We start from the raw sequence: 20,697 nt of genomic DNA on the forward strand, positions 1-20,697 counted from the left end.
AATTGCCACAAGATACGATAAGCTAAAACGTAACTATCAAAGCGCTGTTGCTTTAGCTTGTATATTTATATGGTTGCCTCTTTAGCTCAATTTATCGGCTGTAAATGTCAACACACCCTAGTTAATAGATCTCTAATATTAAGAATTTCTAATTTTGGAGTGCATAATTCTAAGTAAGGTTGGCATGAATTATGATTCATTCTCAATTGTTCTGACTGTAGCTGAGCAAGATACCCTTGCTGTTTAACGCTCTCCTTCATCTCTTCTATTTGAAGTTTAAGTGCTTTTTCTTGCTGTTCCAAAGCTTTGGTATTTTGATCTAATTGTTTACCTTGCTGGAGATACCCGAGTATTAACCAAAGAAAAGCAACTGGAGCAAATATACCTGCGAGAAAATCCCCTAGTGAATTCAGCTCTCTATTGGTAAATACAAAATTGTTTTGAACGCAAAATAGTCCTATAACTAAGAACCAAACTATAGTTATCGAAATTCCAATTATTAAATTTTTACTATTCATTTTCTAATAAAAAACCCATACCTAAGTATGGGTTTTACATGAAAATTAAATACTTATCAAATTAAGCCTTCAACCACTTCTCAGCTTTAGCCTGATCTTCCACTTTAAGTTCAACTTCAGTTAATTCTGAACCTGCCGCTTTCACTTCAAAGCTCATCAGTTCATCGCGGCGAAATGCTAGTACGGTATAAGTACCGTCTTGCTTGGCATATTTTTCTGCCAATTTAACCGTCGCTTTTAAACCATCAATTGCAATAATCACATCATTTGCAGACAAGCCAGCTTTTGCCGCTGCACCATCACGACGAGCAGACTGAACCAACACACCTTCAGGCTTATCGACCAGCTTTAAACCAAATGGCAATGATTTGTCATTTTTAAGCGTGTAGCTTAAGCCAAACTCTGGGAACAACTGGTCTAACGGCAATTCATCCGTAGTATTAATCAAATGATTGATTTGTTCTAACCAATCATCACCCGTCAATTCATTGCATAAATTGAAAATAGTCCGTTCATTGACTTGAATGCCATTTTGCGCATTTTCATATAGCTTACGCATTAAGGCATCAAGGCTAGAACCGCGCAGGCGTAAGCCTAGATCTAAACACAATGCAACGAGGCAACCTTTGTTGTAGTAACTTGTACCTGCGTTATTTGAGTTTTCATCCTGACGGTAGAATTTCACCCATGCATCAAAGCTTGATTCAGCCACAGTTTGAATCTCACGACCCGGATTTTGCAAATAGCGATCTATTTGTGCTTTTAAAAGCTTGATATAAGAATCCTGATTGATCACACCGCTACGCAGCAAGATCAAATCATCATAATACGATGTAAAACCTTCAAAAATCCAAAGCAAAGAGGTATAGCCTTCTTTGTTGAGGTCATAATTCACAAAGTTTTCTGGACGGATAAATTTTACCAACCATGAGTGGAAATATTCATGGCTGCATAACCCTAAGAAACGTTGATAATCTGCCGATGGTTCTACAGGTTCATTGGCTTTTGGCAAATCATCACGTGGGCTAATTAAACTCGTACTGTTTGGATGCTCTAAACCACCATAGCTATTGGCCGTTGCCATGGTCATAAAGGTATAGTCTTTAAATGGCGCCGAACCAAACATTGAAATTTCAGTCGAACAAATTTTTTCGATGTCTTGCTGCATACGCTGCGCGTTCATAGCATGTTTGCCCGACACCACAAACTCATGCGGAATGCCGTTGGCTTCAAAACTAAAACGGGTTTGTTCCGCCAGTTCAAACGGTGCATCAATTAACTGAGCATAGTTATCTGCATATAAGGTATAACGACCTTTCACTAAACTTTTTGACTTTAATCCAGTCGCAAGTTGGAAATGCTTTAACTCGGGTGGCAAGAAAACTTCAACCTCAATGGCTGTATCTTCTTGGTCAACTAAACCTAAACATGCGCAAGCTGGATTGACATATAAACGGCTTTGATCGACATAAGCACCACGGACCGATAAATCGAAGGCATATACATCATATTCAACCGTGATCAACTCATGATCTGTATTGAATAAACGCCATTTATTTTTTTCAAATTTCTCAATTTGTAACAAACGCCCATCTTCATCATATGCTCGAACGGCTTCGATATGCTTCGAAAATTCACGGATTAAGTAACTTCCGGGAATCCAAGTAGGCAACGAAAGCACCTGTGTAGGATTTGCCAAGAAACGTGCAGTGACATGGACTAGATGCTGACGATAATCGTCAAATTCGATTTGATAATGCAACATAATGGGCGATATAAAATAAATAAAAGATAACTTATCAATTAGATTAACATTTTTTACAACTGAATGCGGAACTGTCGCAATTGTCTACAATAATGACTAGTCAGCAGAAAAAAAAAGGCATAGCATGCCTAAAAATTTTTTCGTTTTACCACCAACGGAATGGTTGGTTAAGGAACCTCATTGAAACACATGATTTACCTCATCGCGCTGCTTAGTTTTCTATGCTCCACGATAGCAAATGCTGCCCTTTTAAATATTGTCCCTGAAACCGTTGAAGCTGAAGCTTGGACCATTTTAGACCCTCAGTCGGGTCAGGTGATTGCAGAACATAATAGCCATGTTCAGCGTGCCCCTGCTTCACTTACCAAAATGATGGTGGCTTATATTGCTTTAAAGGAAATTAAAGCAGGTCATTTAAAGAAAAATGAAATCTTAACCGCAACCCCAGTCGTACAAGTGGTTCAATGGGATGAATCACAAATGTATCTCAAAGCTGGTGAACAAATTTCAGTTGATCAGCTTTTAGCAGGTCTTGTGGTCATGTCAGCCAATGATGCCGCAGTGACTTTAGCTGAACGCATTTCTGGTGATATTCCAAAATTTATTGAACGCATGAACAAAGAAGCTAAAGCTTTGGGCATGAATGACACCAATTTTCAAAATCCAGCCGGTATTACCATGCCAGAACATTATTCATCGGCGGCTGACCTTGCACGTTTAGGGCAAGCACTGGTGACTGACACACCTGACTATTTGTATTATTCAAAACAACAAAGTTTTAGTTATAACCAACGCTTCCACCGTGCAACCAATATCTTATTAAAACAAGATCCCACCGTTGATGGCTTAAAAACAGGTTTTACTAAAGCTGCAGGTTATAACTTAGCTTTAACAGCCAACCGTTTGATCGCGAATCCTGACGCGCCAGAACGTCGTTTGATTGTTGTAGTATTAGGGGCAAAAAGTGGATTAAAACGTGCAGAAGTAGCACACAACCTCATGAACTTGGCTTATACCTATACACGTAATGAAGTTGCAATCAAAGATAAGCAATTAATTGCAGAATTACCTGTGGTTAAATCAACCTTGAAAATGTTTAAGGTGGAAACTCAACAACCTAAACTGATTACAACTTCACTTTATGATCAAGCTTATGCCATCGATTTAAAAGCTTTTGATCCTACACAGCAACGTATTCTTTTAAATACTGGCAATGGCCAAATTCAAGCCATTGAACCACTTCATGAAACACAGACTAAACTGAGTGTTGAAGTAAATGAAAAAGAACTCACTGCGCCTTTGGCTGAAGTAATGAAATTAGCCACCGTTACTGTTTATCAAAATAATCAGCTGATCAATACCTTTGATATCGAAGATGACGTGCAAATTGAAGAAGCCAATATTTTTGAGCGTTTCATGATGTGGATCAAAGGCCTTTTTAGCATCTTTAATACGGATGTAGCAGAAGTTAAAACCTACCCTTTAGGTCAATGATGTGATTATGTAACTTGTAAGACAATTCGTTATTTGTGCAATAAAGAAGATGACATACTCGTGCCATCTTCTTTTTTTCAACAATAATAAAATAGGTAATTCAATGAATAACGCTGATGACTCCAAGTTACACCATATTGTCATTGTCGGTGGTGGTGCTGGTGGTTTAGAACTGGTTACGCAACTCGGTGACTTACTCGGGAAAAAAAAGAAAGCGCGCATTACCCTCGTAGATATGAAACTCACGCATGTCTGGAAACCCCTTTTACATGAAATTGCCGCAGGCACGATGTCAGTCAGCGAAGAAGAAATCAACTACTATGCGCATGCTGCGAAGCATCATTATGAGTTTGTCTTGGCTAAGTTTGAAAATGTTCATCCTACTGAAAAAACCATTCAGCTCAGCAAAGTCCAACAAGGAAAATATGAATCTACTCAAGAACAACTGCAACTGAGTTATGACACCCTTGTTCTTGCTTTAGGCTCAGTTTCTAACGATTTCAACACGCCGGGCGTGTATGAACATTGCCACTATTTGGACAGCCTACAACAAGCTGAAATCTTCCAACAAGATCTCTTACAGTTATATTTGGATGCGCAAAATAGCAATACAGCACGTGAGTTGAAAATTGCCATTATTGGCGCAGGTGCAACTGGCGTTGAACTCTCCGCAGAATTGGTCGAAGCCAAACATAATTTTTATAAATATGGTTTAAATAAAATTCATCCGCAAAGCGTACAGATCAATTTAATTGAAGGTGCTGATCGGATTCTGCCTGCACTGCCTGAAAAAATGGCCGAGCATGCACAGCAGCAATTACAACGCATGAAAATTGAGGTCTTAACCTCTAAACGTGTGGAAAAAGTCGATGCTGAACATGTTTATTTTAATGATGGAAGCAAAATTAAAGCCGAACTAAAAGTTTGGGCGGCAGGCATTAAAACACCAGAAGTAATTTCTAAACTTGAAGGCTTTGAAAAAGACCGCATGGGGCGTTTAAGTGTATATGCAACATTACAAACTAAGGCACACCCAGATATTTTCGCGTTTGGTGATTGTGCACATTGCCAACCGCGTGCAGATGAGCCTGTCCTCGGCCCACGCGCTCAAGTTGCTAGCCAACAAGCGTCATTTCTCGTGGATTGTTTAAAGGCGCGTATCCGTGGTCAACAACTCCCAATGTTCGTATTTTCAGACAAAGGCTCCCTAGTCTCATTAAGCAAGCATAAAGCGGTTGGTGAACTTTTAGGTCAGGTCAATGTTCAAGGCTTTGTTGCCAAATCAATGTACGTATCACTGTATCGAATGCATCAAGCTACAATTTACGGCTATGCACATGCAGGACTATTAACGGCTAAAGATTTTGTTACACGAAAAATTGCGCCTAAAATTAAATTGCATTGAAATTTACAGATTTGCCCCGATTAATGAAAAAATCATCATAAACATTTAAAAATTGCATTTTTTTGATAAATTTAGTCTACAAAAGTGCAATTTCACTTTATGATGTAACCCTTAAAAAATTGAATGGATCAATAACATGACTGCTATTGCAAATAACTCTGTGGTTTCTTTCCACTACACATTGACTAATGCAGAGGGTGAAACTCTCGACCAATCTCAAGGTGAGCCACTAGCATATTTGCACGGCGCTGGTAACATCATTCCAGGTCTTGAAAAAGCTCTTTTAGGCAAAACAGTTGGTGAAAAATTCACTGTAACTGTACCTGCTGCTGAAGGTTATGGCGAATACAATCCTGATCTCGTTCAAGAAGTTCCTGCTCAAATGTTCCAAGGCGTGGACAACATCCAACCAGGTATGCAATTCCAAGCTCAAACTGATGACGGCGTTCAAATCGTGACAGTTAAAGCGGTTGAAGGCGACAACGTTGTTGTTGATGCGAACTTTCCACTTGCTGGTCAAGATTTAACTTTCGAAGTTGAAATCGTTGAAATCCGTGAAGCTTCTGCTGAAGAACTTGAACACGGTCACGTACACGGTGCAGGCGGTCACCACCACTAAGATCTTCTGATCTCTAGTGCAAAAAGGCAAAGTTTTTACTTTGCCTTTTTTATTGCGCCTGATATAGGTATGCCATATAAGAACTTTTCAAACTATTAAATACAAAAAAGCAGGCCACGGCCTGCTTTTTTAAAACGGATAATTAATTCTTATGAATTAACGACGTTGGTTATAAATCTGCTGCGCTGCAGGTAGATTTTTACGCATCGCTTCAATACGTTGTGAGTTTGATGGATGCGTTGATAAGAATGATGAACCTCCCGCACCTTCAAGCTTATTCATTTTTTCCCAAAGCGTAATCGCCGCTTGTGGGTTATAACCTGCACGTGCCATTAACATTAAGCCACCTTGGTCTGCACGGCTTTCCAAAGAACGTGAATAAGGCAGACCTATACCAATTTGACTACCCAACTGCGCGGCCGCAGTACCCAATTGACCGACATTATTACCTGCCGCACTTAAACCAATATTCAATGCAAGATCAGTTAAGGCTTGCGCTCCCAATTTACTTTTTGCATGCTCTTCAAGAGCATGGACCATTTCATGTCCCATAACTGCTGCAATTTCTGCATCGGTTAAATTCAGTTTATTGACGATACCTGTATAAAATACAACTTTACCGCCTGGAGCTACAAAGGCATTGACTTGATCAGATTTCATGACTGCCAATTGCCATTGGAACGCTTGACCCGTTTGGTTCATTTGGTCTGCAAATGGGCGAAGTTTGAGGAATACTGAATTAATTCGTTTATACGTACTTGATGAAGTATCTAACTGATTTTTAGAACGCGCATCCGCCACCATTTTGTTATAACTTTGTGTTGCTTGCGCGTTCAATGTAGCAGTATCCGCTCCTGCCATATCTGCCACTGTCGCACAGCCCGAAATCGTCATTACACCGGCCATACACAGGCTCGTTAGAATTATTTTTTTCATTAAGGATACTCCAGACCATTAAAATATAAGTGAATTTATGGATATTATATTCTTATGGTTTGGAGCTTAAAACGAAGTTATAGCGACTTATAATAGTATTTATGTAATTTTTTTAAGCTGAAAATTGAAGAACCAACCAATAGATTAAACAAACCACATTCAAGCCCAAATACACATGCATTAATGGCTTAATTTTTTCCTCTAACTGCACATTTTTTCGCTTAAAAAATAGGACAGCATTTTGTATCAAAACTATAGGTACAAGAATACATGCAATAATCACCGACAAACCAATTAGAGCTTGATAAATCAATTGAGGGTCTTGAGTTTGGGCACGAATAATCATCATGGCAATGGTAGGTGCTCCCCCCATCGCAAATAATAAAGAATAAAAAATGGTGGTCGAAATATTCTTTTGCATCCTGCACTTCTCTTCCTAATTCAAATTGCATTTTAGCAACTCAACACAATGTGTATAGCGTACTAAAATGCAACTTTAGTCTTGAAAACAGCCGATATTAACGACGCACACTCGAAGGTGTCGCATTTTGATAATATTGCTGTGCTTCTGGCATCATTTTTTGCATAGCAGCAATACGGTCATTATTGCTTGGGTGTGTAGACATAAATTTGCTCAGTGCATCATTGCCACTGTTGTCATTTGCATTCATTTTTTTCCACAACGAGATCGCTGCTTCTGGGTTGTATCCAGCTTTTGCCATCATCACTAGGCCACCTTTATCCGCGCGGCTTTCCAAATTACGTGAATACGGTAAGCCCACACCGAACTGACTACCCAAATCAAGCAAGGTTGCACCATAGCCGCCTGCAGCATTGCCTACATATTGTGAACCGATACTCACCGCAAGATTGGTCAGTGCTGAAGCGCCAATTTTATTTTTTGCATGTTCTTCTAAGGCATGAACCATTTCGTGACCCATGATTGCTGCGACTTCATCATCCGTGAGTTTGAGGGTTTCTACGATTCCTGTATAGAAAACAACTTTCCCGCCGGGTGCAACATAGGCATTGATTTCTTTAGATTTAATAACGGCCACTTTCCAATCAAATGCCTGCCCTGTCTGGTTCATTTGATCTGCAAAAGGTTTCATTTTCAAAAATACACGATTTACTTTTTGATATGTCGCAGATTTGGTATCAAGAACTTGTTTGCTTTGTGCATCTTTCAGCATTGCGTTATAAGACTGAGTTGCCTGTAAGTTCAATGATGCAGAATCGGCACCTGCAAGATCAGCAATCGTGGTACAACCTGATAAAGAAGCTGCTACGGCAAAGCATGCCAAAGATTTTTTATAATTCATCATGATCTCTAGTTATTTATAAAGAGTGTCAAATATATACAAAAAATTGACTGACTCAATATTTTTATGCTTATTTTTTTCAAAATCTTTATTTTTCCATTATTTAAATTTAATATCTGATGTTAGCCCGTAAAAATAATTTCACATTTTTTAATTACTTTTAAGTATATTCAACGGAGTCTTACATCTTGGGTTTAAATACAGGGATTAGCCTTCGGCTGGAGGTACACACATGAAACAATGTTTCTCATTAGGCAAAATGAGAAGCGTGCTTCGCAAGGAAACCATCTTGCGGTGCAATGCACCTCACCGACAAAACTCGTTCACTAGTGTCAAATTATTCACAGTATTGCAAAAACATTTTTAATTAAAAGTAGTCCTGTCTCAAACACTTGCGGATGACCATACCGCGTATCATTCTTTTATTTGAATCAAATGGCACTTCGGATGTTACTAAGTATTATCAGTTTATAATACATGTCGTTTTTTGAAGTTTTATTCTTCGCTATATAAAAAAAAGCCCCGCTTTCGCGAGGCTTTTGACATCTTAATTCAACAGCACATTATGCGTCGAATGGATGACGTAATACGATTGTTTCATCACGGTCTGGACCAGTTGAAATGATGTCGATTGGACATTCAATCAATTGCTCTAAACGTTTCACATAGTTAATTGCATTTTGTGGCAATTGATCTAGTGATTTCGCACCGAAAGTAGACTCAGACCAACCTGGCATAGTTTCGTAGATCGGTTTTAAAGTTTCAAATGCAAGCGCATCAGAAGAACCTACACAACCAGAATCAGCTGCTTCGTAACCTACACAGATTTTCACTTCTTCTAAACCATCTAGAACGTCTAGTTTAGTTAAGCAAATACCAGAAAGTGAGTTTACTTCTACTGAGCGACGTAGAATTTCAGCATCGAACCAGCCACAACGACGTTGACGGCCAGTAGACGCACCAAACTCAGAACCGACAGTACCCAAGTGTTTACCGATTGCATCACCAACATCGTTCGCAGCATCATAAACAAGTTCAGTTGGGAACGGACCAGCACCTACACGAGTTGTGTACGCTTTAGTAATACCCAATACATAGTCAAGGTGTAATGGACCAAGACCTGAACCAGAGCTTACGCCACCAGCAGTTGTATTTGAAGATGTAACATACGGATATGTACCGTGGTCAACGTCAAGAAGTGAACCTTGCGCGCCTTCAAACATGATTTTCTTACCTGCTTTACGGTAAGCATGAAGTTCACCAGTAACGTCCATCACCATAGGTTCGATGACTTTACGCCATTCGTCACATAGAGCGATCACATCTTCAACTTTAACTGCTTCAACACCGAAGAATTGAGTCAATTGGAAGTTATGGTATTCAAGAAGCTCTTCAAGTTGAGCTTTAAGATGAGCACCACCACGAACCAAGTCAGCAACACGGATTGCACGACGAGCTACTTTGTCTTCGTATGCAGGACCGATACCACGACCTGTTGTACCAATTTTCGCATTGCCACGTTTTTTCTCACGTGCTTGGTCAAGGGCGATATGGTGTGGAAGGATCAATGGACAGTTTGGAGAAATACGTAGACGTTCACGTACAGGCACGCCTTCTTTTTCTAAAACTTCCATTTCATGGATTAAAGCTTCAGGTGATAAAACAACACCATTACCAATTAAGCACAATACGTTGTCACGTAAAATACCAGATGGAATGAGGTGTAATACAGTTTTCTTACCACCAACCACAAGTGTATGACCTGCGTTGTGTCCGCCTTGATAGCGAACTACCGCAGCCGCTTGATCTGTGAGCAGGTCGACGATCTTACCTTTACCTTCGTCGCCCCATTGGGTACCAAGTACCACAACATTCTTGCCCATAATAGCCTCATTGCATCATGCTGTTAAAATTGGAAAAAACGTGTGTGCCCGCAGGCACATCCGCGATTAAATTTGTTTGATTGTCCACTCGCCATTTGCATTCACCAACTGGTGCGTTGCATATGGTGCAGAGCTTAAATCATCATTACCTAACAATTGAACCACACTGAACCCTTCGGTACGTGCTGCCTCAATTGCCTTTAATAAATCTGCTTCGATGCCTTTTGGTGCAACCAAAAATTGGCTTTTCTGAACTTGACCTGCAGTTAATGCATATAAGTCACAAGAGAAACCTGTTGCTGGACGCGCACGGCCGAAGTGTTCACCAATACCGTCATAACGGCCGCCTTGAGCCAATGGCGCAGCGCGGTTTGGCGCATATACGGCATACATTAAACCAGTGTGATAGTGATATGAACGAAGTTCAACCACATCGATACCAATATGTAGTTCTGGCCAACGCACCTGAATTGCCGCTTGAGTCGATTTCACTGCATCAAAAGCCAGTTTAAATGCTTCGTTATTTAAAACTTCAGCACTTAAATTTGCTTGTAACGCATCTAAATCACTTGCAAAACGACCTAAGGTATAAAAATCTTGACCGAATGGAAGCTTTTGTGTGAATTCAGCAAGTTCAGGTAGCGCTTTACGTTGATACAAGTCAGATAACTGACGTTCAACCGCTTTGCTCAAACCAGCTTGTTTTACCATGCTGCGGAATAAACCGACATGCCCTAAATCAAGATGGATACCATCTGCATGACCTGCTTTAGCAAGCAAGTTGATCATGACATCAATCAGTTCAACGTCAGCATCAATGCTGTCTGAACCAAATAATTCTGCACCTAACTGTAAAGGTGCACGTGTGGTATTAAAACCCTGTGGCTTAGTATGTAGTACTGTACCAGCGTAGCAATAACGAGCTACACCTTCGACAGGATGTACATGCGCATCAATACGAGCCACTTGTGGTGTCATATCGGCACGCACACCAAGCAAACGACCTGAAAGTTGGTCGATCACTTTAAAAGTGGCTAAGTCTAAATCTTGATTCGATTCTGAAAGAGAAGATAGAGATTCGATGTATTCAATGAATGGCGTGTACACCAACTGATAACCTCGAGATGCGAGGAAATCTAATGCTTCACGACGCAAAGATTCAATCACTTGCGCCTGTTCTGGCAGTACATCAGCTACACCATCAGGTAATAACCATGTCTCTGAAATGGGCATGTTGTAAACCTAAATTCTTGTCAGCGCGGAACAAATCCGCATAAAAAAATCGGGAGCACACCCGATTTCTCCTAGTTTAGCACGATAGTTTTACGCTTGCACACGACTTTTTCATAAAAGATGCTTAAGCATTCATTACTTCATCTACAGCTTTAACTTTTACAACTAAATCCATGTTTATGCTTATATTTTAAAATCCTGTGAACGTTATTTTTTTAACCATTTGATAAAAAATAATCAGCACCCTGCTTTCTATAGATGAAGTTTTAAACAAAGTTATAAATATGATCAGGCTCAATAACTTAATTTAAGACACGAACATCAATCCAATGGAAGCGCTGTAGTTTGTTTAACGGCCTGTAAAGGTATCTCTGTTTTTACATTTTGCACACTGGCAATCTGCGTTAAATGATGAATCTGAAACTTTCGATAGGCTTCTAAATCTACCACGACGATACGTAAGAAAAAGTCACAATCCCCTGCCATGAGTTGACATTCAACGACCTCAGGCATCGTTTGAATCGCTGCGACAAAATCATTCACGGTTTTTGCATCTTGACCTTTTAGCCAAATCCGCGCAAATACCGTTAAACTTAAATTCAATTTTGACTGATTCAGTAAAGCCACATATTTCTCAATATAGCCTTCATCTTCTAGTTGCTTAACCCGTCTCAAACACGGCGAAGGTGATAAACCAACAAGTTGGGCCAATTCATTATTTTGTAGTTTTCCATTTTGCTGTAATGCTTGCAAAATGCGTTTATCTCTCTGATCCATCAATAAAGGCACTAAATTTCACAATAATCTTTATTTTAGCAATTTCATTACACAATAAAAGCAATCTTCCATAAAATAGCTGCCAAATGCTGCTCAGATATCCATAAAATATTGCTTTCGATCTCGCTTCATGGAAAACGTCATGTTGATGTTTAGACAAAGTACACTCAATCACACCCACTCACAGCATTCTATTGAGTTTAAACGAGGTCTAAAAACATCTATTCCAATGCTGCTAGGCATTATTCCTTTTGCATTAGTTTTGGGTGCTCAGGCAACACATAAAGGCTTTTCTAGTTTAGAAGTACCGCTTTTGACTGGTCTTAACTTTGCAGGTGGTTCTGAATTTGCCATTTTGGAAGTTTGGACCAATCCTCCTAATATTCTCATGCTGATGTTTATTACGTTTTTAGTGAATAGTCGGCACCTATTAATGGGGGCTAGCCTTGTCCCGTATTTACGACATCTACCGAATCGTAAGGTTTATACCGCTTTATTTTTTATGTGCGATGAAAGTTGGGCTGTGGGTTTGGCTGATGCGCAAAAAAAATCTAATGTTTTGGGAATTCAGCGCGCCTTTAGTTTGATGTTCTATGCAGGCTTATGCTGTGCTCTATATTTGATGTGGGTTGGCTTTACCACGCTAGGGGCAATGATCGGGCCGATACTTGGCGATATTAGTCGACTTGGTTTTGATATGGCCTTCCCTGCTGTATTTCTTGTTTTACTGCGTGGCATGTGGAAAGGCTTTAAAGCGGCGCGTCCATGGCTGGTCAGTTTGATTGCCGCATCTTTGGCTTACTTGTATCTCCCTGCGGGCTGGTATGTTCCGATTGGCGCAGTTACTGGCATTGCTTCTGCATTTTTCCTAATTGGAGATGATGCATGATCCACACTAGCACCCTGATCGCGATTCTATTTATAGCCTTAACCACTTACCTGACCCGTATCTTGGGTTATGTGTTACTGAAAAACCGTAGCCTCACCAACAAACAACGTCAAATTATGGAAGTTGTCCCCGGCTGTGTGTTGATATCAGTGATTGCGCCCTATTTTGTCAAAGATAATCCTGCTGATTTAATCGCGATAGCCATTACCCTATTTGCAGCATCACGTTTTTCGTTATTGCCTACCGTTGTGATTAGCATGCTTTCAGCAGCCGTGTTAAGACAAATTTTGATTTAGTCCCATACGATCATATGTTGAAAAACGCGTGAACTACGATTTGAACCCAATGACAATAAATATTGAGAATCATCTTATTGGATAAAAAAATACCCATACCTTGAGATTACATGCTTCATGCAGATATCGAGCTATGGGCAGTCTTCTTTATCTTTCGATTAGCTTTGATCGGTTTTGACCACTTTTGCCAAAAGGTTCACCAACTCTGCATTTTGCAATTCAACTTGCTGTAATTTGTGAGTGGTTTGATCTAATACTTCTTGCTGGATATGCATTTTCTTTGCAAGGTCTTGCATAATTTCCAAGGTCTTTTTCAGGTTGGCTTCTAGATGCACCACTTTTTCCTCGAGTGGCAAGGTTTCATGCGCGGTAGATTGCGATACGTCACGATTAAACTGTAGCCAAATTAAAAATATAACCGCCAGCGCCAATAATAAAATAAATCCCCAAAGTAACATCAACATCATGCTCAATACTCTTTATATATTTCTTTGACTTTCATCTTAAACAATAAATCGGCTGTGCTTGAATATTTTTTAAAGTTTTTCAATATTTTCGAGATACATCAACGAGATTACGCATGATTTTTCATCTAATTTTAGAAAATAAAAAAACACCTACAAGCTAGTAGATGTTTTCTATATTGGATAAGTTTGAATTTTTATAAAGAGTGAAAACTTTCACATAAATCGAGCAAGCGGTTCGCATAGCCCCATTCATTGTCATACCATGCGAAAACTTTTGCTTGCTTTCCTACCACCATGGTTTGATTCAAATCGACAATCAATGAATAAGGTGAATGATTAAAATCACTTGAGACCAAGGGCTCATCGGTTACTGACATAATTTCATGATAATCAAAACGTGCAGCTTTGCTTAACACTGCATTTAACTCATGCTTGGTGATAACTGATTGAGACACAAAACTTAAATCGATTGCAGCAACATTGATAGTCGGCACACGAATCGAATAGCCATCGATTCGATCTTCCATTTTCGGCATGACCCGTTTCAACGCACCCAGAGCTGAAGAGGTTGTTGGAATAATATTTTGACCTGAAGCTCGCGCACGACGTAAGTCACGATGTGCATGATCCAATACAGACTGATCCGCAGTCACAGCATGAATTTCTGTCATGAGTGCTGTGTCTATACCAAAGGCATCATCAATAATTTTGACTAAAGGCACCAAAGCCTGCGTGGTACACGACACACTCGAAATAATTTGATCCGTCGCTTTGACTTCATGATGATTAACACCATACACAATCGCAGCATCAACACTGTCAAACGGCGCAGCACCAATAATCACACGTTTGGCACCTGCACCAATATGCTGTGTGGCTGCCTCTCGCGATCTAAATAAACCTGTACATTCGAGTACCACATCGACATTCAGTTGCTGCCAAGGCAAAAGACTCGGCTGTGCTTCATTTAAAACTTGCACTTTGAGATGCGCTTGAGCACAAGAGATATCTAGAAAAATAGCGCCATCTTGTTCAAGAATTTCGACTTGGCCTGCAAAACGACCATGCGTGGTGTCATATTTAAACAAATGCACCATGGTTTCCACATCAGCGACATCATTTATGGCAACAATTTCATAATGAAATTCTTTTGGATTTTCAAACCAAGCGCGTAATACATTGCGTCCGATTCGACCAAATCCATTAATTGCCACTCGCTGCATGACTTACCCTTCATTTTGAAACAGTTATAAAGCGCTTATATATTAAAGGATTTCAACAATAATTCGTAATCATTAATTCTCTTAATACTTATTAAAATGGGTGTTGAGTGAAAATATTCAAAATAGCTTTTCGACTTTATAATGAAGAAAAATATTCTATAGACTATAAATCACAATGATGAAGCAAACACTACAACCATTTTATTTGTTCTGGCAAAAGCTTAAACCTACAAAGCTCTTTTACGCTTCCATCTCAATATTTTTGATATTTTTATTAGGTTCAACCGAGACTACAGCGCAAATATATCAACACTGTTCATCAGCGGAGATACAAAAATTACAACGCCTATTCTCAGACGATAATTCCTCCAATGCCAATGAACCTGTATTTCAGGACTGCATTCAACTTCAGCATAGTCGTCGATTATTAGCCCTTTCTAGTAATGCGACTGACGTGATTCAGGACAATGCGGGCAATTATGATCTAAAGCTTTATCTTATAGATAAAGGCACATTTCAAGTACTAAAAGTATTTAAGTCACCTAAAGGCATTGTGCCTACGACACGTTTAGATAATGTTCAATTTGATCTCACTCCCTATGCAAAAGATCAGGACTTGGTGGGTATTGCTTTAAAACAATCGCACATAGGCGGTATTCATTCATCAAGACGATTGCTTTACCTTTATGCCATTCAAACTGATTCAAAAATTTTAGCTGTCTTAAATGGACTAATGACCAACTACAACAGCAGTACACAAAGTGCTTGTGATGACTGGAATACTGAAGAATTGAAGCGCACCTTACACATCAGCAATCAAACCCATAAGGGCTTCCCTATTTTCTTAATCAAAGAGTCGAGCATTAGCAGCCATTACAATCACAAAAACTGCAAAGCGTCCGCTGAACATGACCAAGGTCGTTATCAGCTCAAATTTAATGGCAAGGAATACCCCATTCAACACATAAAAAAGACAGATCCTGACTTATAAGCTGATTAATTCACGCCTTTAAAATTTGAAAATGCGTTTAGGATTTAAGTAAAATTTCATCTTAAATTTATAAATAAACCAAAGTACCATTGAGTAAAAACTGCCAAAATTTTCACAACCATAATGAAAATGAATCAATTCAAATGAATTATATAAAAAGTCATATAGTTCATTGAAAATCATTGGTCGCTACACCTTTTTCCGTTATAATTTAGCGTTTTTAAATTTTATGTCAGCATCTCAAGCCAGCTTTAAAATTTTGTAAGACTTGCTTGATATGCTATTACCAAATCGAAATTAGGAGAGACTTGGTTGTGAGTACTCGTTTTATGACATCAGCTGAAATTCGCGAAGCTTTTTTAAGCTACTTTGAATCGCAAGGGCATACACGTGTCGCGTCGAGTTCTCTGGTACCTGCCAACGACCCAACACTATTGTTCACAAATGCTGGTATGAACCAGTTTAAAGACTGCTTCCTTGGTCTTGAAAAACGTGACTACGTTCGTGCAACTTCTTCACAAAAATGTGTCCGTGCCGGCGGTAAACACAACGACTTAGACAACGTTGGTTATACAGCACGTCACCACACGTTCTTTGAAATGTTGGGTAACTTCTCATTTGGTGACTACTTCAAACGTGATGCCATCACATTTGCTTGGGATTTCTTAACCAACGAAAAATGGTTAGGTCTGCCAAAAGATAAACTTTATGCCACTGTTTACCATACAGATGACGAAGCATTTGATATCTGGAACAAAGAAATTGGTCTAGACGCTTCACGCATTATCCGTATTGGTGACAACAAAGGCGAAAAATACGCTTCAGATAACTTTTGGGCAATGGGCGATACAGGTCCTTGCGGTCCATGTTCTGAAATCTTCTTTGACCATGGTGACCACATTTGGGGCGGCTTACCGGGCACTCCTGAAGAAGATGGCGATCGTTTCATCGAAATTTGGAACAACGTATTCATGCAGTTCAACCGTACTGCTGATGGCGTACTGCATGAACTTCCAGCGCCGTCTGTAGATACAGGTATGGGCCTTGAGCGTATTTCTGCAGTTTTACAGCATGTAAACTCAAACTACGAAATTGACCTATTCCAAAACCTACTTAAAGCTGCTGCTGAAATCATTGGTTTAGATACCACTGAACTTGAAGCAAAAGCACAAGCAGAAAACAAACCAGTTGAATACCCTGCTTCACTTAAAGTTGTGGCTGACCATGCACGTTCTTGCTGCTTCTTGATTGCTGACGGTGTTAACCCTTCAAACGAAGGCCGTGGTTATGTACTACGTCGTATTATCCGCCGCGCAGTGCGTCACGGTAACAAATTGGGTGCGACAGGTTCATTTTTCCACAAAATGCTTCAACCGTTAATTAACGTGATGGGTGCTGCATATCCTGAACTGGAAGCACAAAAAGCACGTATCGAAGCACAGCTTTTGAAAGAAGAAGAACAATTTGCTAAAACTTTAGAGCAAGGTTTGAAATTGCTTGAAGGTGAATTGGCTCAACTTAAAGGTTCAGTGATTCCGGGCGAAACAGTATTTAAACTTTACGATACTTACGGCTTCCCGACTGACTTAACTGCTGATATCGCACGTGAACGTGATTTAACGATTGATGAAGCTGGTTTCGAAGTTGAAATGGCTGCTCAGCGTCAACGTGCGCGTGATGCTGGTAAATTTGCTGTCGACTACAACTCAATTGTGAAAGTTGAAGGCGAAACTCAATTTGACGGCTATGACGCAACTCAAGGCCAAGGTCAAATTGTTGCAATCTACAAAGACGGCGAACAAGTTGATGAAGTTTTTGAGGGCGATGAAGCACTGATCGTTCTCAACCAAACTCCGTTCTATGCAGAAAGCGGCGGTCAAGTTGGCGATACAGGTATCTTCAAAAACGAAACTGGTATTTTTGAAGTTCAAGACACCAAAAAATCAGGCGGCGCTTTTGTACACCAAGGCATCGTGACCATGGGTAACTTAAAAGCGGCTCAAGCGGTCGAAGCGATTGTGAAAGCGGATATCCGTGAAGCAACTTCACGCAACCACTCTGCGACTCACCTGTTGCATGCAGCGCTGCGCCAAGTTTTGGGTACGCATGTACAGCAAAAAGGTTCATTGGTTGCCAGCGAACTTTTACGTTTTGACTTTGCCAATGATCAACCTGTTTCATTTGAACAGCTTCAAGAAATTGAACGCATTGTCAATGCCGAAGTGATTGCCAATACGGCTGTTTCAACTGAACTTTTAGACATCGATGCGGCTAAAGAAAAAGGCGCAATGATGTTGTTCGGTGAGAAATACGGTGACGAAGTACGTGTACTTTCAATGGGTACAACCAAAGATGAGAAAAATTTCTCTATCGAGCTTTGTGGTGGTATTCACGTAAAACGCACAGGCGACATCGGCCTATTCAAGATCACTTCTGAAGGTGGTGTTGCAGCAGGCGTACGTCGTATTGAAGCCGTTACTGGTACTAAGGCAGTTGAAGCTGCGCAAAAAGCTGATCGTGACATTCATGCAATTAATGACTTGCTGAAAGCGCAAAAAGATCAAACTTTAGAAAAAGTTGAAGCTTTATCTCACACAGCATCTAGCCTGCAAAAACAAATTGAACAATTGAACCAAAAATTAGCAAGCTTCCAAGCAGCTGAGTTATTAAGTCAAGTTCAAGAGATTGCTGGCCGCAAAACATTAATCACCACGGTTCAAGGTGTAGATGCGAAATCACTTCGCAACTTGCACGACGGTGTGAAATCTAAATTAGACAATGCTGTGATCGTGATCGCAGCGGTTGATGCCGACAAAGTGAGCCTGATTGCTTCGGTTGCTAAAGAATACACTGCTGCTGTAAAAGCAGGTGACATCATCAAACACCTTGGTCAAGAGCTTGGTGGTAAAGGTGGTGGTAAACCTGATATGGCTCAAGGTGGTGCGCCTTATAGCGACAAACTTGAAGCAGTAATGACTGACCTCGTTGCATGGTTAGCTGCAAAATAAGACCAAAAGTCCTATAGCTCAAAGTGACTCACCTCCTTTGAGCAAATCAACAGGTTTAAGCAGTGTGTTTTTTAATGCTGGATCCTGCTTAAACACTGTTGATGCGTGAAAACGCAAACTCAATCATCATGTTGAAACCAATATTCAACCTCTGGCTAAATGATGAAAATGGAGTCTAAAAGGCTGGGTTCATGTGAATCCCCTGCAGACACAAAGTATCTATTTGAACTCCTCCTACCTTGGAGTTCATGAGCTACGTGGTATATTAAAATCGCGCTCAAGTGCGGTCTTAAAATATGTGTAAGTGCTTTAAGTCTTTAGACTTATTTACTTGGTAAGGATAGTTATGGCATTAATCGTTCAAAAATATGGCGGTACCTCAATGGGTACTCCAGAGCGCATTTTAAATGTTGCTCGTCGTGTAAAGCGTTGGCATGATCACGGTCACAAAGTTGTGGTTGTTGTATCTGCAATGAGTGGCGAAACCAATCGTCTACTTGCTTTAGCGAAAGCCATTACCGAAACACCTGATCCACGCGAATTAGACCAAATGGTGTCTACGGGTGAACAGGTAACGATTTCTATGTTAGCAATGGCACTTAACTCTATTGGTGTTGAAGCTAAATCACTTACAGGTCGTCAAGTTGGTATTAAAACCGACAGCGCATTTACCAAGGCGCGTATTGAAGCGATTGATACGGATGTATTGACTTCAAACCTTGACGCTGGACGTGTCATTGTTGTGGCAGGTTTCCAAGGCTTTGATGCCGAAGGTAACACAACGACTCTAGGTCGTGGTGGTTCTGACACTTCGGGTGTTGCATTGGCTGCTGCACTTAAAGCTGACGAATGTCAGATTTACACAGACGTTGATGGTGTTTACACCACTGACCCTCGTGTCGCTCCAAAAGCGAAAAAAGTTGATCGTATTTCTTTTGAAGAAATGCTTGAAATGGCATCACTTGGTTCTAAAGTCCTTCAAATTCGCTCTGTAGAATTTGCAGGTAAATACCAAGTGCCTTTACGCGTATTATCAAGTTTTGATAATGACGATGATGGCGCATTCGACGAAAACTTTAAACAAAACGTCGGGACACTAATCACCACTGAAGCGGAAGACAACATGGAACAACCAATCATCTCAGGTATCGCGTTCAACCGTGATGAAGCTAAATTAACTATTCTTGGTGTACCGGATAAACCGGGTATTGCTTCAAACATCCTTTCACCAATTGGTGATGCCAATGTTGAAGTGGATATGATTATCCAAAACGTTGAAGAAGACGGCACAACTGATTTCACATTTACAGTTAACCGCGGTGAATTACCAAAAGCGAAAGCCATTCTTGAAGCGACTGCACAAGAAATTGGTGCACGTGAAGTTGCAACTCGCGCAGACATCGTTAAAGTATCGATTGTTGGTGTTGGTATGCGCTCACACGCAGGTGTTGCAAGCAAAATGTTTACTGCTCTTGCAAAAGAAGGCATTAACATTTTGATGATCTCGACTTCTGAAATCAAAATTTCAGTGATTATCGATGAGAAATACTTAGAGCTTGCTGTACGTGCTCTACACACTGCATTCGGTCTAGACCGTGAAACAGGTGAATCAAGTGTACGTGCTTAATTAACCTTGCTGTGTGTCAAAATTTGTCATTGTTAGACAGATTTTGAAAAACATCGTAAAAATTCAGAGCCACTATAGTTTTTTTTATAGTGGCTCTGTTATATTAAACCTGAGGATTTTAAAATTTACTCAGTTTGCGACTGTCACAATGATTGTTTCAGATGCACTGCTAAATTTTTTGCTTTTACAAGTTATGAATTTTACATAACAGATCATTTGCAGGTTTTGCATTTTGCAAGGAGAG

Annotated in this window: 18 protein-coding genes and 1 pseudogene; 9 read left to right on the forward strand and 10 right to left on the reverse strand. The window is 40.1% G+C overall.

Annotated features, from left to right (window positions below):
* Positions 1 to 85, forward strand: a pseudogene (locus tag FTV37_RS13380) (IS5/IS1182 family transposase); the annotation flags it as partial.
* Positions 86 to 107: 22 nt separating this feature from the next.
* Here the strand turns inward: FTV37_RS13380 and FTV37_RS13385 are convergent.
* Positions 108 to 518 (reverse strand): hypothetical protein, encoded by a 411-nt coding sequence (locus tag FTV37_RS13385; RefSeq protein ID WP_218947607.1) that lies wholly within the window; start codon positions 516 to 518, stop codon positions 108 to 110.
* 61 nt (positions 519 to 579) lie between these two features.
* The gene (locus tag FTV37_RS13390; protein WP_180064094.1) at positions 580 to 2,283 is read right to left on the reverse strand and encodes a M61 family metallopeptidase; all 1,704 of its coding nucleotides are present in this window, start codon (positions 2,281 to 2,283) and stop codon (positions 580 to 582) included.
* A gap of 180 nt (positions 2,284 to 2,463) precedes the next feature.
* Between FTV37_RS13390 and FTV37_RS13395 the strand changes: the two genes are divergently transcribed.
* The 3 genes from FTV37_RS13395 to FTV37_RS13405 all read left to right on the forward strand — a co-directional run bounded on the left by FTV37_RS13395 (position 2,464) and on the right by FTV37_RS13405 (position 5,801).
* Positions 2,464 to 3,777, forward strand: coding sequence for a D-alanyl-D-alanine carboxypeptidase PBP6B (locus FTV37_RS13395; RefSeq protein ID WP_306670360.1), 1,314 nt, complete (start codon positions 2,464 to 2,466; stop codon positions 3,775 to 3,777).
* A gap of 103 nt (positions 3,778 to 3,880) precedes the next feature.
* Positions 3,881 to 5,182 (forward strand): NAD(P)/FAD-dependent oxidoreductase, encoded by a 1,302-nt coding sequence (locus FTV37_RS13400; RefSeq protein WP_180064095.1) that lies wholly within the window; start codon positions 3,881 to 3,883, stop codon positions 5,180 to 5,182.
* A 136-nt stretch (positions 5,183 to 5,318) separates the two neighbouring features.
* A complete protein-coding gene (locus FTV37_RS13405; RefSeq protein ID WP_078194383.1) occupies positions 5,319 to 5,801 on the forward strand; it encodes a peptidylprolyl isomerase in 483 nt (160 codons plus the stop codon).
* Positions 5,802 to 5,957: 156 nt separating this feature from the next.
* On the opposite strand, the gene FTV37_RS13410 is transcribed toward FTV37_RS13405, so the two are convergent.
* From FTV37_RS13410 to FTV37_RS13435, 6 genes are all read right to left on the reverse strand, one after another.
* Entirely contained in the window at positions 5,958 to 6,737 is a 780-nt protein-coding gene (locus FTV37_RS13410) for a M48 family metallopeptidase (RefSeq protein ID WP_111885895.1), read from the reverse strand.
* Positions 6,738 to 6,849: 112 nt separating this feature from the next.
* Positions 6,850 to 7,158, reverse strand: a complete 309-nt coding sequence (locus tag FTV37_RS13415) for a hypothetical protein (RefSeq protein WP_078194385.1) — start codon at positions 7,156 to 7,158, stop codon at positions 6,850 to 6,852.
* A gap of 97 nt (positions 7,159 to 7,255) precedes the next feature.
* A complete protein-coding gene (locus tag FTV37_RS13420; protein WP_180064114.1) occupies positions 7,256 to 8,059 on the reverse strand; it encodes a M48 family metallopeptidase in 804 nt (267 codons plus the stop codon).
* 563 nt (positions 8,060 to 8,622) lie between these two features.
* Positions 8,623 to 9,942: an adenylosuccinate synthase gene (locus tag FTV37_RS13425; protein ID WP_078189071.1), complete on the reverse strand. Its 1,320-nt coding sequence runs from the start codon at positions 9,940 to 9,942 to the stop codon at positions 8,623 to 8,625.
* 66 nt (positions 9,943 to 10,008) lie between these two features.
* On the reverse strand, positions 10,009 to 11,175 hold the full coding sequence (locus FTV37_RS13430; RefSeq protein ID WP_180064096.1) for an ATP phosphoribosyltransferase regulatory subunit: 1,167 nt from the start codon (positions 11,173 to 11,175) through the stop codon (positions 10,009 to 10,011).
* Between the two features lie 321 nt (positions 11,176 to 11,496).
* On the reverse strand, positions 11,497 to 11,952 hold the full coding sequence (locus FTV37_RS13435; RefSeq protein WP_180064097.1) for an Lrp/AsnC family transcriptional regulator: 456 nt from the start codon (positions 11,950 to 11,952) through the stop codon (positions 11,497 to 11,499).
* Positions 11,953 to 12,094: 142 nt separating this feature from the next.
* Here FTV37_RS13435 and FTV37_RS13440 point away from each other — a divergent pair, with 142 nt between their 5' ends.
* Positions 12,095 to 12,841, forward strand: a complete 747-nt coding sequence (locus FTV37_RS13440) for an AzlC family ABC transporter permease (RefSeq protein WP_180012236.1) — start codon at positions 12,095 to 12,097, stop codon at positions 12,839 to 12,841.
* The gene (locus tag FTV37_RS13445; protein ID WP_078194391.1) at positions 12,838 to 13,137 is read left to right on the forward strand and encodes an AzlD family protein; all 300 of its coding nucleotides are present in this window, start codon (positions 12,838 to 12,840) and stop codon (positions 13,135 to 13,137) included. Before FTV37_RS13440 ends, FTV37_RS13445 begins: the two co-directional genes overlap by 4 nt.
* 158 nt (positions 13,138 to 13,295) lie before the next feature.
* Here FTV37_RS13445 and FTV37_RS13450 read toward each other — a convergent pair whose 3' ends face one another.
* Both FTV37_RS13450 and FTV37_RS13455 read right to left on the reverse strand, forming a co-directional pair.
* Positions 13,296 to 13,598: a hypothetical protein gene (locus FTV37_RS13450; protein ID WP_078189224.1), complete on the reverse strand. Its 303-nt coding sequence runs from the start codon at positions 13,596 to 13,598 to the stop codon at positions 13,296 to 13,298.
* A 200-nt stretch (positions 13,599 to 13,798) separates the two neighbouring features.
* Positions 13,799 to 14,827: a type I glyceraldehyde-3-phosphate dehydrogenase gene (locus tag FTV37_RS13455; protein ID WP_180042042.1), complete on the reverse strand. Its 1,029-nt coding sequence runs from the start codon at positions 14,825 to 14,827 to the stop codon at positions 13,799 to 13,801.
* A gap of 175 nt (positions 14,828 to 15,002) precedes the next feature.
* Here FTV37_RS13455 and FTV37_RS13460 point away from each other — a divergent pair, with 175 nt between their 5' ends.
* The 3 genes from FTV37_RS13460 (at position 15,003) to FTV37_RS13470 (ending at position 20,453) form a co-directional block, all read left to right on the forward strand.
* On the forward strand, positions 15,003 to 15,818 hold the full coding sequence (locus tag FTV37_RS13460; protein ID WP_180009413.1) for a hypothetical protein: 816 nt from the start codon (positions 15,003 to 15,005) through the stop codon (positions 15,816 to 15,818).
* A 314-nt stretch (positions 15,819 to 16,132) separates the two neighbouring features.
* Positions 16,133 to 18,826: an alanine--tRNA ligase gene (alaS, locus tag FTV37_RS13465; protein WP_180064098.1), complete on the forward strand. Its 2,694-nt coding sequence runs from the start codon at positions 16,133 to 16,135 to the stop codon at positions 18,824 to 18,826.
* A gap of 346 nt (positions 18,827 to 19,172) precedes the next feature.
* The gene (locus FTV37_RS13470) at positions 19,173 to 20,453 is read left to right on the forward strand and encodes an aspartate kinase (RefSeq protein WP_180064099.1); all 1,281 of its coding nucleotides are present in this window, start codon (positions 19,173 to 19,175) and stop codon (positions 20,451 to 20,453) included.
* Positions 20,454 to 20,697: the final 244 nt, after the last annotated feature.

The organism is Acinetobacter sp. YH16042, assembly GCF_013417245.1.
Classification (GTDB): Bacteria; Pseudomonadota; Gammaproteobacteria; order Pseudomonadales; family Moraxellaceae; genus Acinetobacter; species Acinetobacter amyesii.